Annotated in this window: 12 protein-coding genes, 2 pseudogenes and 2 riboswitches; of the genes and pseudogenes, 5 read left to right on the top strand and 9 right to left on the bottom strand. The window is 62.6% G+C overall.

Features of this window, described 5'->3' with window-relative positions:
- A partial coding sequence (locus B1526_RS05385) for a helix-turn-helix domain-containing protein (protein ID WP_235607063.1) occupies positions 1-456 on the bottom strand: 456 nt, incomplete at its 3' end.
- A 155-nt stretch (positions 457-611) separates the two neighbouring features.
- On the opposite strand from B1526_RS05385, the pseudogene B1526_RS05390 reads away from it, so the two are divergent.
- Positions 612-1481: pseudogene (locus tag B1526_RS05390) on the top strand (IS1249 family transposase); the annotation flags it as partial.
- Positions 1482-1736: 255 nt separating this feature from the next.
- Here the strand turns inward: B1526_RS05390 and B1526_RS05395 are convergent.
- Positions 1737-4307 (bottom strand): energy-coupling factor transporter ATPase, encoded by a 2571-nt coding sequence (locus B1526_RS05395; protein WP_095615061.1) that lies wholly within the window; start codon positions 4305-4307, stop codon positions 1737-1739.
- The gene (locus B1526_RS05400) at positions 4304-4909 is read right to left on the bottom strand and encodes an ECF transporter S component (protein ID WP_095615062.1); all 606 of its coding nucleotides are present in this window, start codon (positions 4907-4909) and stop codon (positions 4304-4306) included. The genes B1526_RS05395 and B1526_RS05400 overlap by 4 nt, the downstream gene beginning before the upstream one ends.
- 221 nt (positions 4910-5130) lie before the next feature.
- Positions 5131-5277: riboswitch (FMN riboswitch) on the bottom strand.
- 333 nt (positions 5278-5610) lie between these two features.
- Here B1526_RS05400 and ppgK point away from each other — a divergent pair.
- Entirely contained in the window at positions 5611-6387 is a 777-nt protein-coding gene (gene ppgK / locus B1526_RS05405) for a polyphosphate--glucose phosphotransferase (RefSeq protein WP_095615063.1), read from the top strand.
- A 280-nt stretch (positions 6388-6667) separates the two neighbouring features.
- Positions 6668-8227: a pyridoxal phosphate-dependent aminotransferase gene (locus tag B1526_RS05410; RefSeq protein WP_235607058.1), complete on the top strand. Its 1560-nt coding sequence runs from the start codon at positions 6668-6670 to the stop codon at positions 8225-8227.
- Here the strand turns inward: B1526_RS05410 and B1526_RS05415 are convergent.
- Both B1526_RS05415 and B1526_RS05420 read right to left on the bottom strand, forming a co-directional pair.
- Positions 8206-9012, bottom strand: a complete 807-nt coding sequence (locus B1526_RS05415; protein ID WP_095615065.1) for an ATP-binding cassette domain-containing protein — start codon at positions 9010-9012, stop codon at positions 8206-8208. The genes B1526_RS05410 and B1526_RS05415 overlap by 22 nt on opposite strands.
- Positions 9013-9058: 46 nt before the next feature.
- Positions 9059-11176: a hypothetical protein gene (locus tag B1526_RS05420; RefSeq protein ID WP_235607059.1), complete on the bottom strand. Its 2118-nt coding sequence runs from the start codon at positions 11174-11176 to the stop codon at positions 9059-9061.
- A gap of 56 nt (positions 11177-11232) precedes the next feature.
- Here B1526_RS05420 and B1526_RS05425 point away from each other — a divergent pair, with 56 nt between their 5' ends.
- Together B1526_RS05425 and ligA are read left to right on the top strand one after the other, a co-directional pair.
- On the top strand, positions 11233-14598 hold the full coding sequence (locus B1526_RS05425) for a tetratricopeptide repeat protein (protein WP_133088476.1): 3366 nt from the start codon (positions 11233-11235) through the stop codon (positions 14596-14598).
- Positions 14599-14726: 128 nt separating this feature from the next.
- Positions 14727-17324: an NAD-dependent DNA ligase LigA gene (gene ligA, locus B1526_RS05430; RefSeq protein ID WP_095615067.1), complete on the top strand. Its 2598-nt coding sequence runs from the start codon at positions 14727-14729 to the stop codon at positions 17322-17324.
- Positions 17325-17422: 98 nt separating this feature from the next.
- Here ligA and B1526_RS05435 read toward each other — a convergent pair whose 3' ends face one another.
- The 4 genes and pseudogenes from B1526_RS05435 to glnA form a co-directional block, all read right to left on the bottom strand.
- Positions 17423-18511 (bottom strand): Mrp/NBP35 family ATP-binding protein, encoded by a 1089-nt coding sequence (locus B1526_RS05435; protein WP_407641003.1) that lies wholly within the window; start codon positions 18509-18511, stop codon positions 17423-17425.
- A 300-nt stretch (positions 18512-18811) separates the two neighbouring features.
- Positions 18812-19114, bottom strand: a pseudogene (locus B1526_RS09400) (iron-sulfur cluster assembly protein); the annotation flags it as partial.
- A 114-nt stretch (positions 19115-19228) separates the two neighbouring features.
- Positions 19229-19849: an ECF transporter S component gene (locus B1526_RS05445; protein WP_095615068.1), complete on the bottom strand. Its 621-nt coding sequence runs from the start codon at positions 19847-19849 to the stop codon at positions 19229-19231.
- Between the two features lie 34 nt (positions 19850-19883).
- Positions 19884-19991: riboswitch (TPP riboswitch) on the bottom strand.
- A gap of 382 nt (positions 19992-20373) precedes the next feature.
- Entirely contained in the window at positions 20374-21810 is a 1437-nt protein-coding gene (gene glnA / locus B1526_RS05450) for a type I glutamate--ammonia ligase (RefSeq protein ID WP_095615069.1), read from the bottom strand.
- Positions 21811-22264: the final 454 nt, after the last annotated feature.

Below are 22264 nucleotides of genomic sequence, written 5' to 3' on the forward strand. Positions count from 1 at the left end.
CGAGAGCACGAAATAATGCATGCGCCGGCGCACTCCCTTCCAGTACACGTCGCTCTGGCCGAAATCGGCCTGCGCCTCGCCAGGATGCCACGACAGGTCCAGAAAGCCGCGCTGGCGTTCAAGGCCGAACTCACGTTTGAGCTCGCGCACCTTGCGCGTCACGGTGGACAATGACACATCAGCGCCGCACTCATCAACCAGACGCCGGTGGATACGGGTCGCCGTATGACGCTGCTTCGACCACGTCCGCCGGTCCTCGGCCAACCAGCCCTCGATCAACGGCACCCACCGGTCGATCTTCGACGGCCGCTCACGCCTCACCGGCGGCCTGTCGGACAGGTCGACCTCCCTGAGGTACTTGCGCACCGTCGGCTCGCTGATACCCAGCTCGCGCGCAATCGCGGCGACGGACGCACCTTCCTTTCGCATGCAACGGATAGAGTGAATGACGGACATGCTGATCATTGCCTTTCCGGACCTTTCAACTGGAAGAAGTCAGACGCTCCCAGTCAAACAAGGCCCTGTAACAGTGGTCGGCATGCTCCCATGACCAAACCCGAAACTTTTACATGACTAAAACCGCAATCTCTAATTGAACACAAACAGACGGGCAGGTCCATGACGTGGTGCACCTCGACGGCATCCATCTGGGACGCAAGGCGGTCGTGCTCATCGCCTACGCCGGCGGCCACGTCATCGGCTGGTACGTCGCCCGGCGCGAGACCAGCGCCGCATGGATGAGCCTGATGGCCCGCATCGCCGAGCCCGTGGTCGTCGTATGCGACGGGGGCGGCGGCATCCGCAAGGCCCTCAGGCACGCATGGCCCGGTGCCCGCGTGCAACACTGCCTGTTCCACATCCGCCCCGACATCGGCGCGCTGCTGGGGCAGAAGCCCCGCTACGAGGCCCCACGGCAGCTGCTGCGCCTGGCCAAGGAGCTCACCCGCGTCAAGGACGGCGACGCCATGGCCGCCTGGCTGGGCGCCTACAACGCATGGGAGACGCGCCACAAGGACTTCCTCGAGCAGAAAAGCATCTGGGCCGACGGCAGCGAGAACGACCTGCACCAACGCCTCGCCAAGGCCCGCGACATGCTACGCCGGCGCATCCGCGAACAGGCCATGTTCACGTTCATGGACCCCGGACTGGGCGTCGCGACGCCCGTGCCGACCACCAACAACGCCATCGAATCAGTCAACGCGCGCATCCGCGAGATGCCCGGGAACCACCGCGGCCTGTGCTTGATCCGGCGCATCAAGGCCGTGTGCTGGTGGTGCCACCAGCACACCGAGCGCCCCGAAAGCGCCGCATGGCTCGCCCGCCACGCATGGCGCGACGAACAGATCGAACACCTCTACCGACAGGCATGGGAACACAGCGACGAAGGCAGACAGCAAGTCTTCGGCATCCCCGCCAGATACGGAACCGTCATCGACTGGAACGAATTCCACACCAGCACACCATGGAAGGACACCGACTAGCCAGACACACATTTTGGCCTATAACCCGAAAAAAAGATGTGCGGCTACCCGTTGTTGCCGGATGGCCGCACACCTACGACTCGCGGAAGAGGTCCGTTCGCGGCTTGTTCCTTGTGGGAACCGTGGACGATGACTTCGTTCCGTTGACGTTGTTCCGTCTTTTTTTCACGAACAAAATGAAGATTGTGTCATCACTTTGTTCGCTTGTCGCTGAATCACATGATGCCATATTGTGGCGTGCGTCACATGATTTGCTCACATATTGAACACACGTACCGCAATGATCGCGAGGATCGTCGCCACGATGCATATGCAGAATGCCCAATCGCGCATATGCATCCTGAGAGGATGCCACAGTGTGCGCCGCACTCCTTCCTGATAACAGCGGGCGTCGAGCGCGAGCGCGAGATTGTCGGCGTGACGTATTGCACCGGCGAATACGGGGATGACGATCGCGCACATCGCGCGCACGCGTTGCGGCAGCGTGCCGGATTCGATGGATCCGCCACGTGCCGCCTGCGCATCGCGGATCGAGACCGCTTCGGTGACGAGTGTCGGAAGGAAGCGCAGCGAAAGCGACAGTACGAGGCAGATCTCCTGCACGTGGATCCACCGTCGTAACGGATGCAGCATCCGTTCGAACGCGTTCGACATCGCTGTGGGTGCAGTGGTGAGCAGGACGACCGCACCGAGGATGATGACGAACGCAAATCGCAGCATGTACAGCAGCGCGATGTGTATGCCTCCTGTTGTGATCGCCCAACCACCGATATGCACCAAAGGGGTGCCGTCATGCACGACGGCGAGGTTCAATAGGCCGGTGACGGCGAACAGGATGAGGAACACACGCACCGAGGACAGCAGCCGTCGGAGACCGATGCGGCTTGCGCATGCGATGACGCCCGTGGCGATGCCTCCGATAAGGAGCTGTGGCCAGGATGACATTGCGAATGCCGAGAACATGAGCGCGAGGATGCCGAGCATCTTCGCACGGGGGTCGAGTGAGGCAATCCACGAATAGTGCGGATCGCTCATCGACATGGTCTCGTGTGCCGCGTCCTGCGGCCTGCAGCTGGTGTCGGCCAGACTGTTACCGGTAGCGCGCGTATCGCTATCGGTAGTATGCGTACTGCTGCGGGTGGCATTCGTGCTGTCGGCAGCGTTCATGTTGTTACCGGTGGTGGTCGCGCTACCGGTAACAACATGAACGCTGCTCTTTGCGGTTGGTGAGGATGTGCTACCGGTAGCGCGATTGGCATTCGTGGAGCTGTGTGTGGATGGATGGGCGCGGCCGGGGAAATCGACGATGCTGTCGGCGAGTGTGTGCGCCATCGCCAGGTCATGGGTGATCATGACAATCGTGACGCCTTGGTCATGCAGTCTGCGGATGATGCCACGAATACGTGTGCATGCCGTTTCATCGAGGGAGGCGGTTGGTTCATCCATGACGAGGACGTTTGGGTGGCATGCGAGCACGCCGGCAATGGCGACGAGTCGTTGCTGGCCGCCCGAAAGCGTGAACGGGTCGCGGTCCGCCAAGTGCCCGGCGCCTACAATGTGCAGCGCATCCTCCACGCGATGTTGTGTCTCCTCCTCGTCCAGTCCTTGATTGCGTGGCCCATACGCGACATCCTGGGCGACCGTCGGCGCGAAGAGCTGACGTTCCGGATGTTGCATGATGAAGCCGAGACTGCGCCGAAGGGTTGCACGTTCCTTTCTGTTCGCTTTCGTGAGCGTGACACCATCGACCGTGATCGTTCCTGAATCCGGTTTCAACAATGCGCACAGCAGTTTCGCGAACGTTGTTTTCCCTGACCCGTTCCTACCTACGATCGCCATCGTGGAGCCGCGTGCCACCCGTAACGAATAGTCGTCAAGTATAGGGGTGGCGTCCCCGGGGTAGGCGAAAGTCACATGATCGAATCTGACCGCATCCGGTAACGTCCCGCGCACTGTTGTGGACACGTTGGTCTGTGGTACCGGTGGTACGGTTGCATCCGGGGATGCTGCCGGTAGTGCATCGTCTACTTGCGCTGCCGGTAGTGCATCGTTTGGCGATGTTATCGGTAGCGCATTGTCGGGGCACACTGACGGCGTCATCGTGGATGGCGGGTGGGACGCGTCGTCGACCGGTTCGTCGGAGAGGATGCGCCCATGTTCCAGACGGATGATACGGGTCGCATGGGCGAGTTCCTCGGCGCTGTGCGTCACGATGATAATCGATGTGCCGCGCGACTGGATGTCGTCGAGTGCGGCAAGCACGTCGGCGCGGGCGTCCGGATCGAGCATCGCGGTCGGTTCGTCGAGGATAAGCAGACGCGAATGCATCGCGAGCATCCCCGCGATTGCCACCCGTTGCTGTTGGCCGCCCGACAGATTCGCGGGATTCGCGTCTGCGAACGTGGTCATGCCGACGGTGGCGAGTGCATCGTGCACACGTTCGCCAATCTGTGCACGCGGCGTCGCGAGATTCTCCGGGCCGAACGCGACGTCTTCGCAGACGACTGTCGTGACGATCTGGTCCTCGGGATTCTGGAACACGATGCCGATGTCGCGGCGCGCGCGGCGGTATGCATCCGCGCGCGCGCCTTCGGCGTCGTCGAACACCAGTTCGCCGGCGAGCTCGACAGTGCCGGAATCCGGCGCGGTAAGCCCCGCGGTCAGCAAAGCCAACGTCGACTTGCCTGAACCATTCGCGCCGACGAGCGCGATGCGCTCTCCTTCGCGAACGCAAAAGCCGATGCCGTCAAGCGCCCACGTCTCGCCACCGTCGTAACTGAAACGCACATCGCGCATCTCGACGATGGAATGTGCGGCGTCGCTCATGCCTGACCCCGGTTGAGGAGTGTGGAAACCGGCTTGTATATGAGGAATGTGATGACGCCGTTGAGCACGAATTTGATGATGTTGAACGGCAAGAGCACAGGCACGATGAGTGCCGCCACCTGTTGCATCGTCATATGCGCGTACATCGGTGTGATGACAAGGTTGGCAGCGAGCACGACGACGAGCGCGATGACGGAGCCGACAAGGATGCCGATGAACGCGGACATGCGCGAGCGACGGCGGCGGTAGATCAGCGCCGCCGGTACGGAAAGCGCGAGCGCGACGAGCACGGCCATGAGCGTTCCCCACGGATTCGTGAACAGATGGGGGAGGAAACCGAGGACGCTGACGATGGCGGCCGCCGACGGGCCGAACGCGAAGCCGGCGACGAGGCAGACGACGCCGGACGGGTCGTACTTGAGCCATGGCGCCGCGGGCATGAGCGGGAATTCGATGAAGCTGAGCGCCATCGCGAGCGCGACGAACAATGCGTACATCGCGATGCGCCGTGTCGACCATCGTCCGCGGTCACCTACACCGGTCGAATGCGCATTGTCGGGGCGGCGGTTGCGCAACGTCGAGGATGCCGGCGATCGATGCATGTCCGCGGTGGTGCTACCGGTAGTGTTTTCGTTTTCGTTATCGGTAGCGGTCGCGTTATCGGTTGCAGTAGTGGTGCTACCGGTGGTGGTGTGCGAAGCGGCATCGGAACCGCTGCCGTCAGCGGTGGGAGTGCCGCCTATACCAGTGACGCCTGTGGTGTCGTTTGTGCCGGTGGTGGCGTCGGAGGGTATGGTTGTGCCATTGGATGTGCTCATCGTGAGCTCCGTTTCTTTCGTCCGGACTATGACCGTTGGCTTCGGAATCCGACCGAGATCCACCGCTTGCGCGGGTTGCGGGCTTCGTCGTAGGCGCATCGTGTGCGCGACGCTACCGCCAGTAAGGAATTGCACCTTCCCTGAAACTTACGTTCCCATCTGTATACGATGGGCAGGATAAATCAGCATCCCGTACATGCCACACACAGACGCACAGTCGGCGATTGCAGGTCCGACATAGGGAAAACGATGGCAGCAAAAAACGCGGCATCACAAAGGTCTCGCGAATGGCCGCACAGGAACAATCGTTTTCAAAAAAGTCGTTCCAAAATGTGAATACTTTGCGAAACATGAATATTTAGCGGATGAACTACTATATCATGGTGATAGTGGCCGGCCATTCGACGGATGCATGGCGTATCCTGCGGCCGCCCCATGAAGGTAAAGCACAGGGTGATTCCTGGACATGGTAAGGAAGGTTGACGATGATTGATACCGCACAGGCGTTCGGCGTGGACATTGGAGGATCGGGCATCAAGGCCGCGCCGGTCAATCTTGAGAAGGGCGAGTTCGCGGAGCCGCGTCTGAAGATCCTCACACCGGAACATTCGACCCCGAAGGCCGTCGGAGACATCGTCCGCCAGCAGCTCGAGCATTTCGAAGTGCCCGAGGACGTCCCGGTCGGCATCGCGTTCCCGGCGCCGATCAAGCCCGGGCAGAAGCTTGATTACATGGCGAACCTCGACCAGTCCTGGATCGGTGTGGATGTCACAGAAGTCTTCTCCGAAGCGTGCGGTCGCCCCGTGACCGTCGTCAACGACGCGGACGCCGCGGGCGTCGCCGAGCAGCGTTTCGGCGCCGCCGCGGGCCAGGAAGGCCTCGTCATCGCGACGACGCTCGGCACCGGCATCGGCACCGCCCTCATCTACGACGGCGTGCTCATTCCGAACACCGAACTCGGCCACATCCAGCTGCCGAAGGGCAAGGGCGACGCCGAGAAGTACGCGGCGTCCTCGGTGCGCGAAAAGCTCGACATGGGCTACAAGAAGTGGGCGAAACGCCTCACGAAGTACTACAGCCTCATGGAACTGTATTTCAGCCCGCAGCTGTTCGTCGTCGGCGGTGGTGTGAGCCGTGTGTCGGAGAAGTTCCTTCCGTACATCGACATCAAGACGCCGATCGTCGCCGCGAAACTGCACAACGAGGCGGGCATCATTGGCGCCGCGTACCATGCGAGCACGCAGATGCACAAGAACGACTGAACCATCCGTGTGAACGGAAAACGGGCGGCCGCCGGTACGATGTTCCGGCGGCCGCCTTTGTCGTTGACGATGGTGGTGGCTGATGGTGTCGTGCGCGCATTGTGTGGAGTGTGGAATGAGGTGCGTGGATTCATTCAATGGTCGGGGAGAGAAAAGATGGGTGGGTCGATGAGGGAATGGAAGAGGAGGACGCGAGGGGGAAAGGGGGGCGGCACAGGAGTGGGGTCGTGGAAGCCGTCTTGTGCTGGCGAAGGTGTCGTGATGCGCGTAGATTGGTATCGTGCGTTTTTCCCACAGAGTAGACATCGACGAACCCAATCCGATCGCGAAGGCCGAAGCCGCGCTCAAAGCCCAGGGCGTGCGGCTGCGTGCGCTCAACGATTCGAATCCGACGAGGCATGGTCTTGCGCCGTCATCGTTACCGGAGGCATATGCCGCAGATCCGCGGGGGCAACGGTATGCGCGCGAGGCGATAGCCGCATACATCAACGCCTCCGTGAATGCTGCCGGTAGTGGTGCCATTACTGGCACCAGTGGCCATGATGACGTTACCGGTAGCGGAGATGTTACCAGTAACGGTGGTGGCGATGATATTAGCGGCGACGAGATGCTTACCGGCAGTAGTGGGATCGATGACAGTACCGGTGGTGATGGCGGCAACGCCAACGGTGGTGAGAGTGCAGCCCGTAACAATGCGGCCCATAGTGGTGACACTACCGGTAACGGTGCTGCCACCTGCAATCGTGCAACCGGTGACAGTAGCGGTGCGGCCTATAACGGTGCCCTAGGTGACGAGGGACCTACCAGTGGCATGGGTGCTGCCCGTAACAATGCCGCCCGTGATGGGGATGCTGCCTGCGGCAGTGCTGCCGGTAGCGGTGGGGCTGGGGCAGAGGCGACGGCGCAGGATGTGTATCTGCTCAGTTCCACATCGCAGGCCTATGCGTGGCTCATGAAACTGCTGTGTGACGCAGGGGATGCGATCCTCGCGCCGAAGCCGGGGTATCCGCTCATCGAATCGATCGCGCGCCTCGAATGCGTTAAGACACAGTGCTACCAGTTGCGTTTCGACGGATCGTGGTTCATCGACGTGCCGCAGATCGCACGCATGCTCGAAGAGGACACGGCGCGCCGCATACGCGCCCTCGTCGTCATCAACCCGAACAATCCAACCGGCTCCTACGTCAAACCATCGGAGCGTGAGGCGCTTGTCGAGTTGTGCATCCGGTACGGGATCGCGATCATCGCGGATGAGGTGTTCTTCGACTACCCGTTGGAGCCGTTCGCCGGCAACCGTAGGTTCTCGGGGGAGTCACGTGTGCTCACGTTCGCACTCGACGGGTTTTCGAAGACACTGGCGGCGCCGCATGCGAAGGTCGGTTGGATACGCGTGAGCGGCCCTGCGGCCGATGTGCGCGAGGCACGGCGCCGCCTTGACGTCATCGCCGACGATTTCCTGCCGATGAGCGAGTTCGTCGCGCGTGAAGTGCCCGGCATGCTGCGTGAGGCGCCACGCCAGCTCGCCGCCGTCGGCGAGCGCGTGCGCGCCAACCTCGCCGTGTTGCATCGGATGCTCGATGCCGACGTCCTTGGCGTCGTCGACGTCCTGCGCGCGGAGGGCGGTTGGAACGTGCTGTTGCGCTTCCCGGGCGTCATCGACGAGAACGACCTTGTGCTCTCGATGATCGATACCGCCCGTACGAGTGGGCAACCCGGTTATTTCTTTGACATGACGTCGAACGGGTATTTGGCGATCTCATTGCTGCCGGTAACGGGAATATTCGAGGAGCATGTGCGCATCGTGCTCGACGCCGTGCGTCAGCGGCTCGACAACCGCTGATATTTGCTGCGGATGAGTTGTGTGTAGAACGCGGCCGCATGCTCCGGGGAACCATCGAACACGACGCGTGTGTCGTCCATGACGAGTGTGCGTCGGATCATGTACTGTTCCTCGGTGACGAGGTCGACATCGTGCGTCGTGAACACGACCGGCTTGCCATAGCGGAACAGCCGTTGCGCGACGTGTGCGGAACTGATCTCGTCAAGTCCACGCGTCGGTTCGTCGGCGACGAGCATCGCGGGCAGATGGCAGCAAGCGACCGCCATCGCGAGTAGGTGCACACGTTCGCCGTCGAGTGCGTCGAGCTGCATATGCCGCACTTCGTTGAGGTCGAATTTCGTGAGCAGGTCGCCGATGCGCGCGGCGCGTTCGACGGGTGGCACATGGTGCCTGCCGAGATAGTCGTTGAGCGCGTCCTCGACCGATTTCGCACGTTGGAAGTGCGTACGCACATGGTCGAGGCTCACATAACCGATCGCCGATTCGATGACCGGCCGACCATCGCGCGTCGCGAGTGCACGCACGTCGCCGTCGACGATGTAGTCGACCGCGCCCGTCGTCGGTGACGTGCGCGCGCCAAGCATGCGGATGAGCGTCGATTTTCCCGCTCCGTTGAGCCCGATGACCGCGACGTTGCCGCCGTCGTGCGCGATGCGCAGGTCTGTCGGGGCGCAGCCGACCGCACCATCCTCATAGACGTAGCCTGCGTCATGCATCTCGATATCGACGGTCTCGGCCGGTGACCAGCGGTGGCGGGAGGGGAACAACGAATCGAAAACGCTCATACCGCCATTGTATCCACGCACCCTATCCGCTCTTGGCGCACGCCGCTCACAGCAGTGCGCACCAGGAACGCACACGGTGGAAGAGTGCGGGGTCGTTCGCGATGAGCATGTCGTCACGTCCGACGACGAACATCGACATGACGGCGACGACAATCGCGAAACACACGACGACCGTGACCAGGGCGCGTGTCCACGGCCACTTTCGCATCATGAGCGCAGTGACCGGTATCGCCGCAATCATGAACAACCATCCGAAATCGGCGATGTACCGCCATCCGAAGCCGCCGACGTACGCGTCGAAGACGACAAGTGCGAGCGCGAGCGTGAGTGCCATGGCAAGCGTGGGCCACCATGCGCCGAACCGACGGCGCACCGCCGGCCATGGGATCGCGAACGCGCATGCGGCGAGCGGCATGAGCGCGAACAGGCCTCCGACGCATGGTTCGGTGAACGACCAACGTGGCAGTGGTGTTGGCGACAGCGCGAGGAACGGGAACGTGTCCGTGAAGCGCAATGGGAGGAACAGGTAGTACAGGACCGTGAGCGGCATGTTCGCGGCGGGCGTGTGGAACGCCGTCATATCGGTCACGGTGAGCTGGTAGGCGTTGCCGAAATCGAACAACGAACCGAAACGCATATGGTTGTAGGCAAGGATGGGCACCGCCACGACGAGTGCGGGAACGCACAGCGCGGCGATGAGCCGGCCGGCGGACCGCGCGTCATGCGCGCGCACGCGGCGGACGGCGTCGGGCGCGAACAGCGGGATCGCGAACAGCGCGGTGCATGCGAACGTCGGGCGGCAGCCGAGCGTTGCGGCGATGCACAACGCGCCCCCTGCGGCGCGCGGCACCGACGTGACCGTCAATGCCCGTGGGCGCGGGCCGCCATCGGCACGCACGGCGCCGAGCCACAGCCACAGGCCGAGCGTCGCGAGCAGGAGCGCCGATGAGAACGGAATCGAATAGAAGTTCGTACGGAACCACAGATACGGCAGGTTCGCGCCGAGCATGGCCATGCAGCACAGCAGGATGACGGCGGCGAGCGACGTACGCGGGACGAGGCGGTCGATGAGGCGGATGACGAGCAGGCACATGACGACGCTCACGGCGCCCATGAGCCACAATTGCGCGCATGTCGCCGGCAGCATGATGCCACCGGGGATGAGCCACGACGTGACGGCGCGGAACGGCACGAACAGCAGGAGGGCGGGCAGGACGCCGAAATACGCATACCACCTTCCGTCATGGAACGCGTAATCCCAGTAGATGGGACTTGTACCGTCCGCGAGCAGACGTGAGCGTTCGGCGACGTCGTACGGGTTCGCCGCATGCGCGAGCGCATCGGGGACTGGAAGGTCGAGCGATGTACGGCCTGCGAGCAATGCGTCGGCGAGGTGGCCGTACTGGTCGAAGTCGAAGGTGTATCCGCCGTCCTCATGGAAGGCGAGCGGCTGCGCATAGGAGATGACCGCGACGCTGCGCGCGACGACGAACACGCCGAGCGCGCCGGCGGCGGCGGCGAATGCGAGGCGTTGGCGCCGGCTTGATGTGTCGAGCGTGACCGTCCACAACCCTGTTGCCGGCAGCAGCAGGATGATGAACGCGGCCGCCGCGAGCATCGTCGCGATGCGCGCCCAATCGACCGAGAACGGCACACGCACGTTCGCACGGAAGTTCTCGATCGGCACAAGCGTGCCGCGCGGCTCCTCGATCCATATGCGCACGAGACCGTGTGCGGGTGCCTTGAAGTACAGCGAGGACGGCGCCGACGGGCTTACGACCGCGGACACGCCCCCGGACGCGCCATCCATGGCGTTCACGCGCAGATGGACGGTCGAGACGACATCATCGCCGCGTGCACCCTCCAACGCCGCCGTGACATGCGCCGCCGACGTCGCGTCGGCGCGCCAGTAGGGGCTGCTGCCATCCGCGACCACTTCGACGTACGCGTGCGCGGGGTCGCGCACTTCGAGCAGACCCTGCGCGGTGCGCGTCACCCCCGGTCCGAGTGCGTTGTTCGCCGACGCCGAATCGGTCGACGCCCCGATCGAACGCCAATGCGCGAGATTGCACACGACGCATTCGACGATGAAGACGAGCGCGAGCGCGATGAGCACGGCGCGCGCGACGCGCAGCGGACGCGAACGGTTGACGCAGGATTTCACAGCCTTTATTCTAACGGCACCTTGGCTATCGGCGAGAACGTTGTACATTAGTTCCTATGGCACAACGGCATGGAGCGCGAGAACGGCGAGGGCGGAACGGGACACATCGGACACAGGAGCGCCGCCCGGGGGAGGCCGCCATTGCCGACACGCTCACACGCACGTCACGTGCGTTGCGCGCGGCGCTGCATTGGAGCGCCGACGCCACACCGGACACCTACCGTGTGGGCGCGTTCGCGCGCAGGCATGTGTTCGTCGATTTCCCGATGGAACGGCACAACGCCGACCCTGGATGGCTGCAGATCCCCGGTACGCGGACGTTCGCGCTTGGCTTGTTCGTCGATCGTTCCCATTTCATGCAGCTCGCGCTCGCCGACGACCGCGGGCGCGTGTTCGCGACGGGTGATCCGCACGCGGACCTGCAGCTGCTCGACCCTTCACTCATCTTCGACGTCGACAAGGCGCGCGCATTCGATGCCCCATTCGACAACGCGGACGGTGCGGACAACATCGACGGTGCCGATGGCGCGCGCGCACGTCGTGCACACCGCACACCCGCGGTGAAACGCGGACGGATCACGGCCATTACCGACGTATCCGACGACATCATCGTCGGACGGTGGTCGAAGGTGCGCGACTCCTATGCGCTCGAATCGACACGTGCGGTGCTCCCGGACGCGTTGCGCAGCGGATTGGGCTATCGTGACCTTGTGACGGTCGCGTTCTTCGCATGCTATCTGCAACCGCATATGCAAGGCCGTCTCATCCCCTTTGGCATCGGTGACCTTGCCAGGCGGCTGTCAAGGCAGGCGCCATTGAGCGCGATCCGCATGGCCGTGCGCGACGAGGAGGAGACAAGGATGCGTGGCATGCGTGTCTCCGGACTCGAGGAGTTCGCGACACGCCTCATGCGCGAGGCGGGCGCGTTCGACGACATACCGGGACTGCAGCCCGAGCATGGAGCGGAGCCGATGCATACGTTGCGTTCGCCGTATTCAGGCAACTATTTCCTGACATGGGATACGCCGATGCCGTTCGACGCCGCGCTCACCTCACTCAAGATCGAAGGCAACCTCAACCGTATCGCTGCGTTGCGCGCATGGCTCGACGCGAACGCGGCGCGCGGCGCGCAGCCAACCGAGGAGACCGCCTCCGCCGCCGAGGTCGCGTTCGTCGACCGCGCGTTCCTGCGCAATCCAGCGCTCGTCGCGTTCGACGGCGTGTGCGACGCGACGATGTTCGACGACGAAGGCTTCGGCGTCGTCAACGATTTCCCCGCGGTCGCGCAGGCGGTTGTGCATGCGCTCGCGGCGAGGTATCCCGATCCCGTATCCGGAGACGGTACGGTGACGCACAGTGAATGGATCGCGCGGCAGGCGATTGCGCGGCTCATCCGCACGATACGCCTGCCGTACCGGTTCGACTGCGACATGCGCATGGACATCGAACGTGGCGCGGCCGCGCTCGCGTTCACGACGGCCGGTCCCGCGCTCATGCCGCACAAGACATACGACGTCGAACATGGCGATTGGGAGACGTTGGACGACGCGCAGCGCGCGCGCATGAGCGCCCGCTACAACCTGCGCGTTGGCCTCATCATCGCGGCCCTCATGTTCGGCGTTGACGAACGGATCGACGAAGTCGCCATCCGCATCGATTCGATCGGTCTGGAGGAGGCGATCGCGGAACAGGACAACGTCATCCGTTCGACGATAAGCGACGCACTCAACGCGTTCGAACGACTCAGCGACATCGTCTACGACAGGCCCGGCGACAAATCCGATCCGAAGGACGGCGACCGCCACGGCAACCCGACACGCATCATCGCATCCGCGTCTCCACTCGACCCGACGCGCGCGGACGACGACGTGCTCGCGGATGGTGATATGGACACGGGCACTGCGCACGACGAGGACTTCGACGCGCTCATGCGCGGCGACGGCATCGACGAAGTGACGTTCGCGTTCGACGACATCCATCCCGAACCGCATCCGGCGGCGTTCGACGACGCTGCCGACGCGGACGATGCGGACGAGGAAGCACGCGCAAACGGCGATGGTATGCATACGGCGGCGCCATCCGTGGATGCAATCGAACGGCTCCGTCAAGGACCGACGATGCGTGCGATGACGACCGTCACGTTCAACCGTGGCCAGTTCCTCGCACGTCTCAACGACGTCGGCCTCGCCCGTCCAATCGACACGTACCGGATGTTCGACGCGGCGCTCGCGCTCGACGAGGAAGGCGCGCTCACACCCATCGAACCGGGATTCTCGATATCGGATGCACACTTCTCGCCCACGGGTGCACAGGACACGCCCGAAGAGCATGACAGGACGCTCGACCCAGGGGCTGCACGCGTGCTCGGAACCGACGACACGTTCGGACTCGCGATCCAACGTGACGACCTCATCAGCAACGCCGTATCCCATTTCCATGCACTCGCGTCGGACAACCACATCGCATCCGCCGAAAAAGCACAACGCGCGATGGCGCTCATCGAACGCATCGGCGACCCCGAACTGCTCAACCATGCGACCGACATCACATCGGCGCTCATCGACGGCAACGACACGCCCGACTTCACATCGACGCTCCTCAAGGAACTCGACGACGCGCGGCTCAAAGCGCGCGACCTCGTGTTCTCAGGACAGGCGAGGCAGGCAATCGACGGCATCAGCCAAGCCGTCGAGGCACTCGACGACGTCTACCGCGGCATCGACGGCGTGCCACGGTTCTTCAACTCATACGCCGACCGCATCGTCTACAACCGGCTGTTCGCACTACCTGACGAACGCACCGTGCTCATCCCGGACGCGCTCTTCTACGCACACCTCGAACTCGCGGACGCGCTCGCCCAGTTCGACGGCCCCGAAGCGGCGCTCGCCCATCTCAACGCGCTCGTCTCCTACGCACCATCCTATGCGCTCACGCACCTCAAACTCGCGATCCAGCTCGCACAGAACGAGGATTGGGATTCGGCGAAGGCGGCGTGCCTCAACGCGTTGCGCGTCTCGCTTGACCGTGGAGACGCGTCCTACGCCTACTACCGCCTCGCGCAGGCGGCGTGGATGCACGACGAATTCGATGTCGCGTACGCCGCATACATGCTCAGTGGGGCGATCGGCGGCGACGCGACACCGACGCGCATGAACGAGATGAACGAAGTCCAAGCGCGCGCGGCGTCGCAATGCATCCATCTGCCCGTCACGCTCGAGGACGCGACGCGCACACTCGACGCACACGACATTCCGGTATGGCCGCGCACCGAAGTCGCACCAATCGTGCTCGACGCTGCGCGCGTATGCGTCGACCGTGCGATGTTCGTGCCCGCGCGCACCCTCGCCGTCGCCGCGATGCGCCTCGTCGGCGACGAGAACGACGCCGTGCAGATGCAGTTCCTGCGCTCGCTGAGCGCGTAAGGTGACCGAGGCTCGGCGGCGCGGCGAGGGCGTATCGCCGATATATTAAGTAAGGACGTCGGCGGCACAGTGGTTTTTGGTACGGCAACAGCTGTGACGCCTGTGGCACAACGAGAAAGGTGCGGGACATGGATGCAGGTCGGCGGACGACGCAGGAGGCGGGCGCGAAGGACACAATCGGCACGGACGCGTGGATTGACGCGCTGAAGTACGCCGACAACGACGCGATGGAGCTCGACGACCTCGACGTCGACACGTTGACGGCCGAACAGGCGGCGCGGCTGTGGTCGAGGATCGCGGCATGGGCGGAGACCGACCAGATGGCCTACTATGTGGACGACGCGCCCGTCTCGTCCGATGCCGCCTACGACGCACGCCTGCGCTGCCTGCAGCGGCTTGAGGCCGCGTTCCCACAACTGGATTCGCCGCAGTCGCCGACAAGGCGCGTCGGAGGTACGTTCTCGAATGAGTTCGCGTCGGTCCGGCATCCGTCGCGCATGATGAGCCTCGACGATGTGTTCTCGTACGAGGAGCTGCGCGCATGGTACGACGGTGTGCGCAACGCGCTCGAATGGCCCGAAGGCAAGCCGTTGCCGATGACATGCGAGATCAAGATCGACGGCCTCGCGCTCAACCTCATCTACCGCAACGGCGTGCTCACCCAAGGGCTCACACGAGGCGACGGCGTGACTGGCGAGGACATCACGATGAACGTGCGCACATTCCAGACGATTCCCGCGACACTCGGCGGCCCGGAAGGCGACATCCCCGAACTCGTCGAGATCCGTGGCGAGGTGTTCATGCGCTGGGATGATTTCCACGCACTCAACGAACGCCAGGAGGACGAAGGCAAGACGCCGTTCGCCAACCCCCGCAACGCCGCGGCCGGTTCGCTGCGCCAGAAGGACCCGCGCATCACTGCGAGCCGCCATCTGAGCTTCTATGCGCATGGCCTCGGCGAACTCGTCTGGGGGCCAGGCAAGCCCGTTGACGTTGCCGACGAGGTGCACGACCAGTCCGAAGCGTACGAACTGTACCACCGCTGGGGTGTGCCGATCTCACCGCACACACGTGAAGTGACGAACTTCGATGAGATCATCGCGATGATCGAATATTACGGCGAGCACCGGTACGACATCGAGCATGCACTCGACGGCATCGTCGTCAAAGTCGATGACCTCGCATTGCAGCGCCGCCTCGGCGCGACGTCGCGCGCGCCACGTTGGGCGATTGCATACAAATATCCACCGGAGGAAGTGAACACGGAACTGCTCGACATCATCGTGCAGGTCGGACGGACCGGACGCGTCACCCCCGTCGCGATCCTCAAACCCGTCTACGTCGCCGGTTCGACCGTCTCACGCACGACACTGCACAACGGCTACGAAGTCAAACGCAAAGGCATCCTCATCGGCGACACCGTCGTCGTGCGCAAGGCCGGCGACGTCATCCCCGAACTCGTCGGGCCGGTCCTCGCGCGCCGTGAAGGGCGTGAAGACAAACTGCGCGAATTCCATATGCCGACGCATTGCCCATCATGTGGCACATTGTTGCGGCCGATGAAGGAAGGGGACAAGGACCTGCGTTGCCCGAACGCGCAATCATGCCCCGCGCAGCTGACGGAACGCATCATCAACCTCGCCTCGCGCAAGGCGTTCGACATCGAACACCTCGGCGAACAGAGCGCGATCGCGCTCACGAACCCGGAGGACAACCGGCCTGACACAGTCGAGGCGTACGCGCCCGGCATAACCGAACTGCGCGTCAAACCGGGCGATGAGACTGAGCCATACATCGCCCCCGAGGGGCTCGCATTGCCCGAGGCGCAGCGGCCTGTGCTCACGAGCGAGGCGGACGTGTTCGGCATCGACGCGCGCGCACTCAAGGATGTGCGCGTATGGCGTGAGGCGCCGATCATCGAAATCGGCGAACGCATCGACGAGAACGGCAAAAAGCACAAGGTGCGCAAACGCATCGGCGGCTCCGGACTGTGGCACCAAGTGCCGGCGTTCTGGACGGCGCCGACGAAGGCGAGCGACGCGAAACCGGTGCCGGGGGATGGCGTCGTCATCGCTGTCGACGAGCGCACAGGACGTGACATCTATGTGTGTCCCGCCGAGAACACGCGCAAGATGCTCGACGAAATCGACAAGGCGAAGCACACGGACCTCGACAGGGTACTCGTCGCGTTGTCGATACGGCGTCTCGGGCCGCCCACAGCACGGCTCATCGCGCAGCATTTCGGCACACTCGACGCGGTTGCCGACGCGAGCGTCGACGACCTTGTGCAGATTGACGGCATCGGCCCGGAAATCGCCGAATCGGTCGTCGCATGGTTCGCCGAGGCGAAAGACCCGACGAGCTGGCGTGGACGCGTGCTCGACGCGTGGAAGAAGGCCGGCGTCGGCATGGAAGCGGACCGGAGCGATCTGCCACAGACGCTCGCGGGACAGACCGTCGTCGTGACCGGATCGCTCGAAACCTACTCGCGTGACTCGGCGAAGGAGGCGATCATGGAACGCGGCGGACGCGCAGCCGGATCCGTGAGCACAAAGACGGACTGGGTCGTCGTCGGCGCGAACGCGGGGTCGAAGGCGACAAAGGCGGAGGAACTCGGCATCCCGATGATCGACGAGGCACAATTCGACGAACTGCTCGAAACAGGCACCGTCGTCGGCGTCGCCGCTGCGAACGCCAGCGAACGCAGTGTGTCTGCGGAAGCGTGACGCCGGTCCGCCTTGGCGACGTGTGATGTTGTGTTACCGGTAGCGGTGGCACTTGCACTGTACTGCCGGTAGCGGTACCGCTACCGGCAGCCACGATGTCAGTTCGTCGTTGGGCCGACGTTGTTCGTGTTCCCCTCGATGAGCGCGTGCGCGAGACGGACGAACGTCGCACCGAAATCGTCGTCGCGCAAGGTTCCGTCCTCATTGAGCACGGCGGGACGCCCCGATGTCTCTCCCGTCTCACGGATGCGCGGATCGAGCGGCAGCTGCGCGAGCATCGGGACGTCATAGCCGAGCGCGCGCGACAGCTGCGCGCTCACGCGTGCGCCGCCACCGGCGCCGAAGATCTCGAGACGTTCGCCTGCGTGGTCGAAATAGCTCATGTTCTCGACGACGCCGCGCACACGCATCGGCACCTGCAGTGCGACGAGCCCCGAACGGGCGGCGATGTCCGACGCGGACGGCTGCGGCGTCGTGATGACGACGAGTTCCGCATTCGGCAGCGCCTGCGCGACGGAGATCGCCATATCTCCCGTGCCGGGGGCGAGGTCGAGGATGAGGACATCCGGTTCGCCCCACCATACGTCCGCGAGGAATTGTTCGAGCGAACGTTGCAGACGCGGGCCTCGCCATAGGATCGCACGGTCGGAACCCGCGAACATGCCGATTGACATGAGTTTGACACCCCACGCCGTGACCGGCATGAGCATCCCGTTGAGATTCGTCGGCTGGCTGCGCGCGCCGAAGAGGCGGGGGAGGGAGAAACCATAGATGTCGGCGTCGATTGCCGCCGTGTCGTAGCCTAGCGCGGCAAAGGTCGCGGCAAGGTTCGCGGAAATGGAGGATTTGCCGACGCCACCCTTACCGGAGGCAATCGCGAAGACACGTGTCTTGATGCCGGGTTTGTTGAATGGGTTCTCGCGGCGCGCGGCCTTGAGGTCGTTCACAAGCGCGTGCAGCTTCTCGTCGGCCATCGTGCCGACGGTGATCTTCGGCGTGAGCCGTGCGTACGGGTAGCTTGCGACCGCTTGCTCTATCTGGGCGGCGATCTGCTCGGAAAGCGGACATCCCGGAACGGTCAGCTCGACATCGATGAGTACATCACAAGCATGTGCCGCATCGTCGGATGTGTTACGGGCGGCATCATCCTCGTTACAGGCAGCACTGTCGTCACTGGCAGCGCGTATGTTACCGGCGGCATCATCCTCGTTATTGGCAGTACCGCCATTACCGGTGGCGTGTGAGTGACCATTGGCAACGCTCATGTGGTTATCGGCAGCACTGCCGTCATAGGAACATCCCGCATTGGCGATGGTGCATCCCGTGCTACTGCCGGTAGCGTTGTTCTCCGCGCTACCGGTAATGGAAGGTCGAGCATCGTTGACGGCGTCGATATCTGGGGTGCCACCGGTAACGATTTCAGGAGTGCCACCGGTAACGATTTCTGAGGTGCCACCGATAGTGGTTGTAGGAATGACGGTGACGTTCGCGATCATGCCCAACTGCGTCACGGAACGGCCGAGTTCAGGATCGATGACGTGGTCCAGACGGTCCATAATGGCTTGTGTGATGGCGGTCGTCTCGTCGTTCATAGGGTGCCTTTCCGCGCGCAATGGGGAATCTCGTTCGAATGGTCGGATATCGAACAACGTCCCACTGTATTGCATGATCGCATGACGCGCCAGTGTTTCGGAAATTGGAAAGAAAAGGGAGGGGTACGTGGCGCATATGAAGAAGGGATGGGACGTGGTTCGAAAAGACCACATCCCATCCCTTGTCATCATGACCATGTGCCACCGGTAAGACGCATGTGCCACCGGTAAGGCATTGAACACATGTACTAGCGGCAAGATAATGAATATTCTTTATATATATACGATATCCATCTGAAATTATATTGCGTATTACTTGACGCGTCCGGATGCGAAATGGTCGAGCGCACCCGTCTTCGCGAGCGCACGGCACAACACCCAGCTCACGATGCCGGCGATAAGTGCACCCGATACGATGGACGTACCAAGATAGATGCTCGCACGCAATGCGCCCCATCCTGGATTCGTGAACCAGTAATACATGCCGCAGGCCACGCCGGACAACGCTCCGGACAGCATCGTGCTCATCAGGTTCCAAGTCTTGTATGCGAAGAGCGCGAAGCCGAGTTCCGCACCCAATCCCTGCATGATGCCGACGACGAGCGATCCACCGGCACCCCATTGGTTGCCGAGAAGGAGCTCAAGCATCGCCGCGATGGTCTCCGCGTACAACGCGGCACCGGGTTTGCGGATGATGATCGCCGCAAGTGGCCCCGCGAAGAGCCAGAACGCGTTGAGCAGACCTTCGAATCCTGGGGTGATGGATTCGAACAGCGTCAACGGCGCCGTGCAGAGGAAATCCCACATCCAGAAGATGACGCCGGATGCGGCGGCGATGGCCGTCGCGGTCACCACGTCGACGACGCGCCATCGGCGGGACATATGGATGGAAGATGACGCGATGGAAGTGGCATCGGTTTCGATGTTGGTCATAGGAGTGCCTTTCCTGTCATATGTGATGTTGGAAGGCACGGGGAAAGAGACGTCCGTGCGCCGGCATTATCCGGTTCACGTTCATGCGGTCGAAGCTCGCGCTTCCTCTCAGCCTGCTTGGCAAGCCCCCGTGTCCGCATCCAGTAAAGCAGGGGTACTACCCAAAACCTTTGGCTTCCATGTGTTTTTGCTACCGGTGGTATGTGTATGACGGGTACATGCACGCATATACCGATGCAGCCTGTAAGTGTATCGATGAAGCCTGTACGTTCACGACTTCTGTGACACCCATACAAACCATACTCACCGTATGCCCCGTATCGCTTATACCACCCGTAACGCTGTATCCGGTACGGGTTACGGGATGCGTCGGACGTTACAGGTGGTACGAATGTTACGGGATGCATCAGAACAGTGGATGGGTAACACAAAAAGTGGGGAACCGGTTGGTTCCCCACTTGGCTACTACCCATAAACTACAGGCACACGAATCCAGTAGTCGGCATCGAATCCGGAAAAGAGGATCAGATGTGGAAGTACAGCTCGTATTCGAGCGGCGTCGGCTGCAGGCGCGCCTGATCGATCTCGCCACGCTTGAGATCGATCCATGTCTCGATGAGATCCTCGGTGAAAACGTCACCGGCGGTCAGGAAGTCGTGGTCCTCCTCGAGCGCATCAAGCGCCTCGGCGAGCGAGCTCGGCACCTGCTTGATGCCGGCATGCTCCTCCGGAGGAAGCTCATAGAGGTCCTTGTCGACCGGCTCCGGCGGCTCGATGTGGTTGAGGATGCCGTCGAGGCCCGCCATGAGCTGCGCGGAGAACGCGAGGAACGGGTTGCACGATGGATCGGGGGCGCGGAACTCGATTCGCTTCGCGGCCGGCGACGTACCCGCGAGCGGGATGCGAATCGCGGCGGAGCGGTTGCGCGCGGAGTATACGAGGTTGACCGGGGCTTCGAAGCCCGGGACAAGACGGTGGTACGAATTGAGCGACGGGTTCGTGAACGCGAGCACCGAAGACGAATGCCTGATGAGGCCACCGATGTACCAGCGCGCCATGTCGGACAGGCCACCGTAGTTCTTCTCATCGTAGAACAGCGGCTTGCCGTCCTTCCACAGCGACTGGTGGCAGTGCATGCCGGTGCCGTTGTCGCCCGCGATCGGTTTCGGCATGAACGTCGCCGCCTTGCCGGCGAGTGCAGCCGTCTCATGGACGACATACTTGTACTTCATCAGGTCGTCACCCGCATGCTGCAGCGAGTTGAAACGGTAGTTGATCTCCTGCTGTCCCGCGCCGGCGACCTCGTGGTGCGCGCGTTCGAGCGTCAGGCCGACCTTCTGCAGGTTCGCGACCATGTCGTCGCGCAGGTCCTGCGTATGGTCGATCGGCGGGACCGGGAAGTAGCCGCGCTTGACGCGGTTCTTGAAACCGATGTTCGGAGTGCCGTCCTCTTCGACGTCGAGGCCGGAGTTCCAGGGGGCCTCAACGGAATCGACCTCGTAGAAGGAACCGCGCATGTCGTTACCGAAGCGGACCTTGTCGAAGATGAAGAATTCGGCTTCAGGCGCGAAGGAGGCGGTGTCGGCGATGCCAGTGGACTTCAGATAGGCTTCGGCCTTCGCCGCGACCTGACGCGGATCGCGCGAATACGGCTCGTCGGTCAGCGGGTCGACGATCGAGAACGCGACATTGAGCGTCTTGTGCTTGCGGAACGGATCGACGTAGGCCGTCGTGATGTCCGGGACAAGCTTCATATCGGACTCGTTGATGGCCTGGAAACCTTCGATCGAGGAGCCATCGAACGGCATGCCCTCGTCGAACGCGTCCTTGAGGAATTCGCTGGCAGGGACCGTGAAGTGCTGCTGAACACCAATCAGATCGGTGAAGCGAACGGAGACATATTCGATGCCTTCCTGATTGATCAGGGCCTCGGCGTCTGCCTTGGTTTCAAGTGTGGTCACGGGACCGCTCCTTTCAATAAGTGGCTTACGAGATATCAGCATAGGGCGCAGCGTTTCACTCGCTCGAAGGTTGAGTTACGAACATGTTTCGAGCTGGGCGAACAAAGCTGTGTCGGCGTCGATCCCCGTTGGAACGCCAACGATGCGCGTGGAAACGATCCCATCCCGACGACATCGCCGCGATGCGCACAATGTGGACATCGCGGCATGCGCAGACGTTTGCGGGTGCGGCTTGCGCGTAGTCGTGCTTACCGGTAGCCGTGTACGGGTAATCGTTGTATGGGTGTTCGTATCACGGGTGCCCGTATGTGATGAGCTCGTAGTCGAATGTACGGGTAGTCGTACCATCGACAGACATAGGTACAGGTAGTCGTATTACCGTCGGTCGTATCTACTGGTAGTCAGGCAATCCATGGACGTATCGCATGGCTGCGGGCCGCACGTATCTCTATGG

Source organism: Bifidobacterium criceti, assembly GCF_002286935.1.
GTDB lineage: Bacteria > Actinomycetota > Actinomycetes > Actinomycetales > Bifidobacteriaceae > Bifidobacterium > Bifidobacterium criceti.

Coding starts and splice junctions, on each gene's coding strand:
- B1526_RS05415 (WP_095615065.1), bottom strand. CDS start 9,012: ATGAGCGTTTTCGATTCGTTGTTCCCCTCCCGCCACCGCTGGTCACCG.
- B1526_RS05395 (WP_095615061.1), bottom strand. CDS start 4,307: ATGAGCGACGCCGCACATTCCATCGTCGAGATGCGCGATGTGCGTTTC.
- ligA (WP_095615067.1), top strand. CDS start 14,727: ATGGATGCAGGTCGGCGGACGACGCAGGAGGCGGGCGCGAAGGACACA.
- ppgK (WP_095615063.1), top strand. CDS start 5,611: ATGATTGATACCGCACAGGCGTTCGGCGTGGACATTGGAGGATCGGGC.
- B1526_RS05425 (WP_133088476.1), top strand. CDS start 11,233: ATGGCACAACGGCATGGAGCGCGAGAACGGCGAGGGCGGAACGGGACA.
- B1526_RS05400 (WP_095615062.1), bottom strand. CDS start 4,909: ATGCATCGATCGCCGGCATCCTCGACGTTGCGCAACCGCCGCCCCGAC.
- B1526_RS05445 (WP_095615068.1), bottom strand. CDS start 19,849: ATGACCAACATCGAAACCGATGCCACTTCCATCGCGTCATCTTCCATC.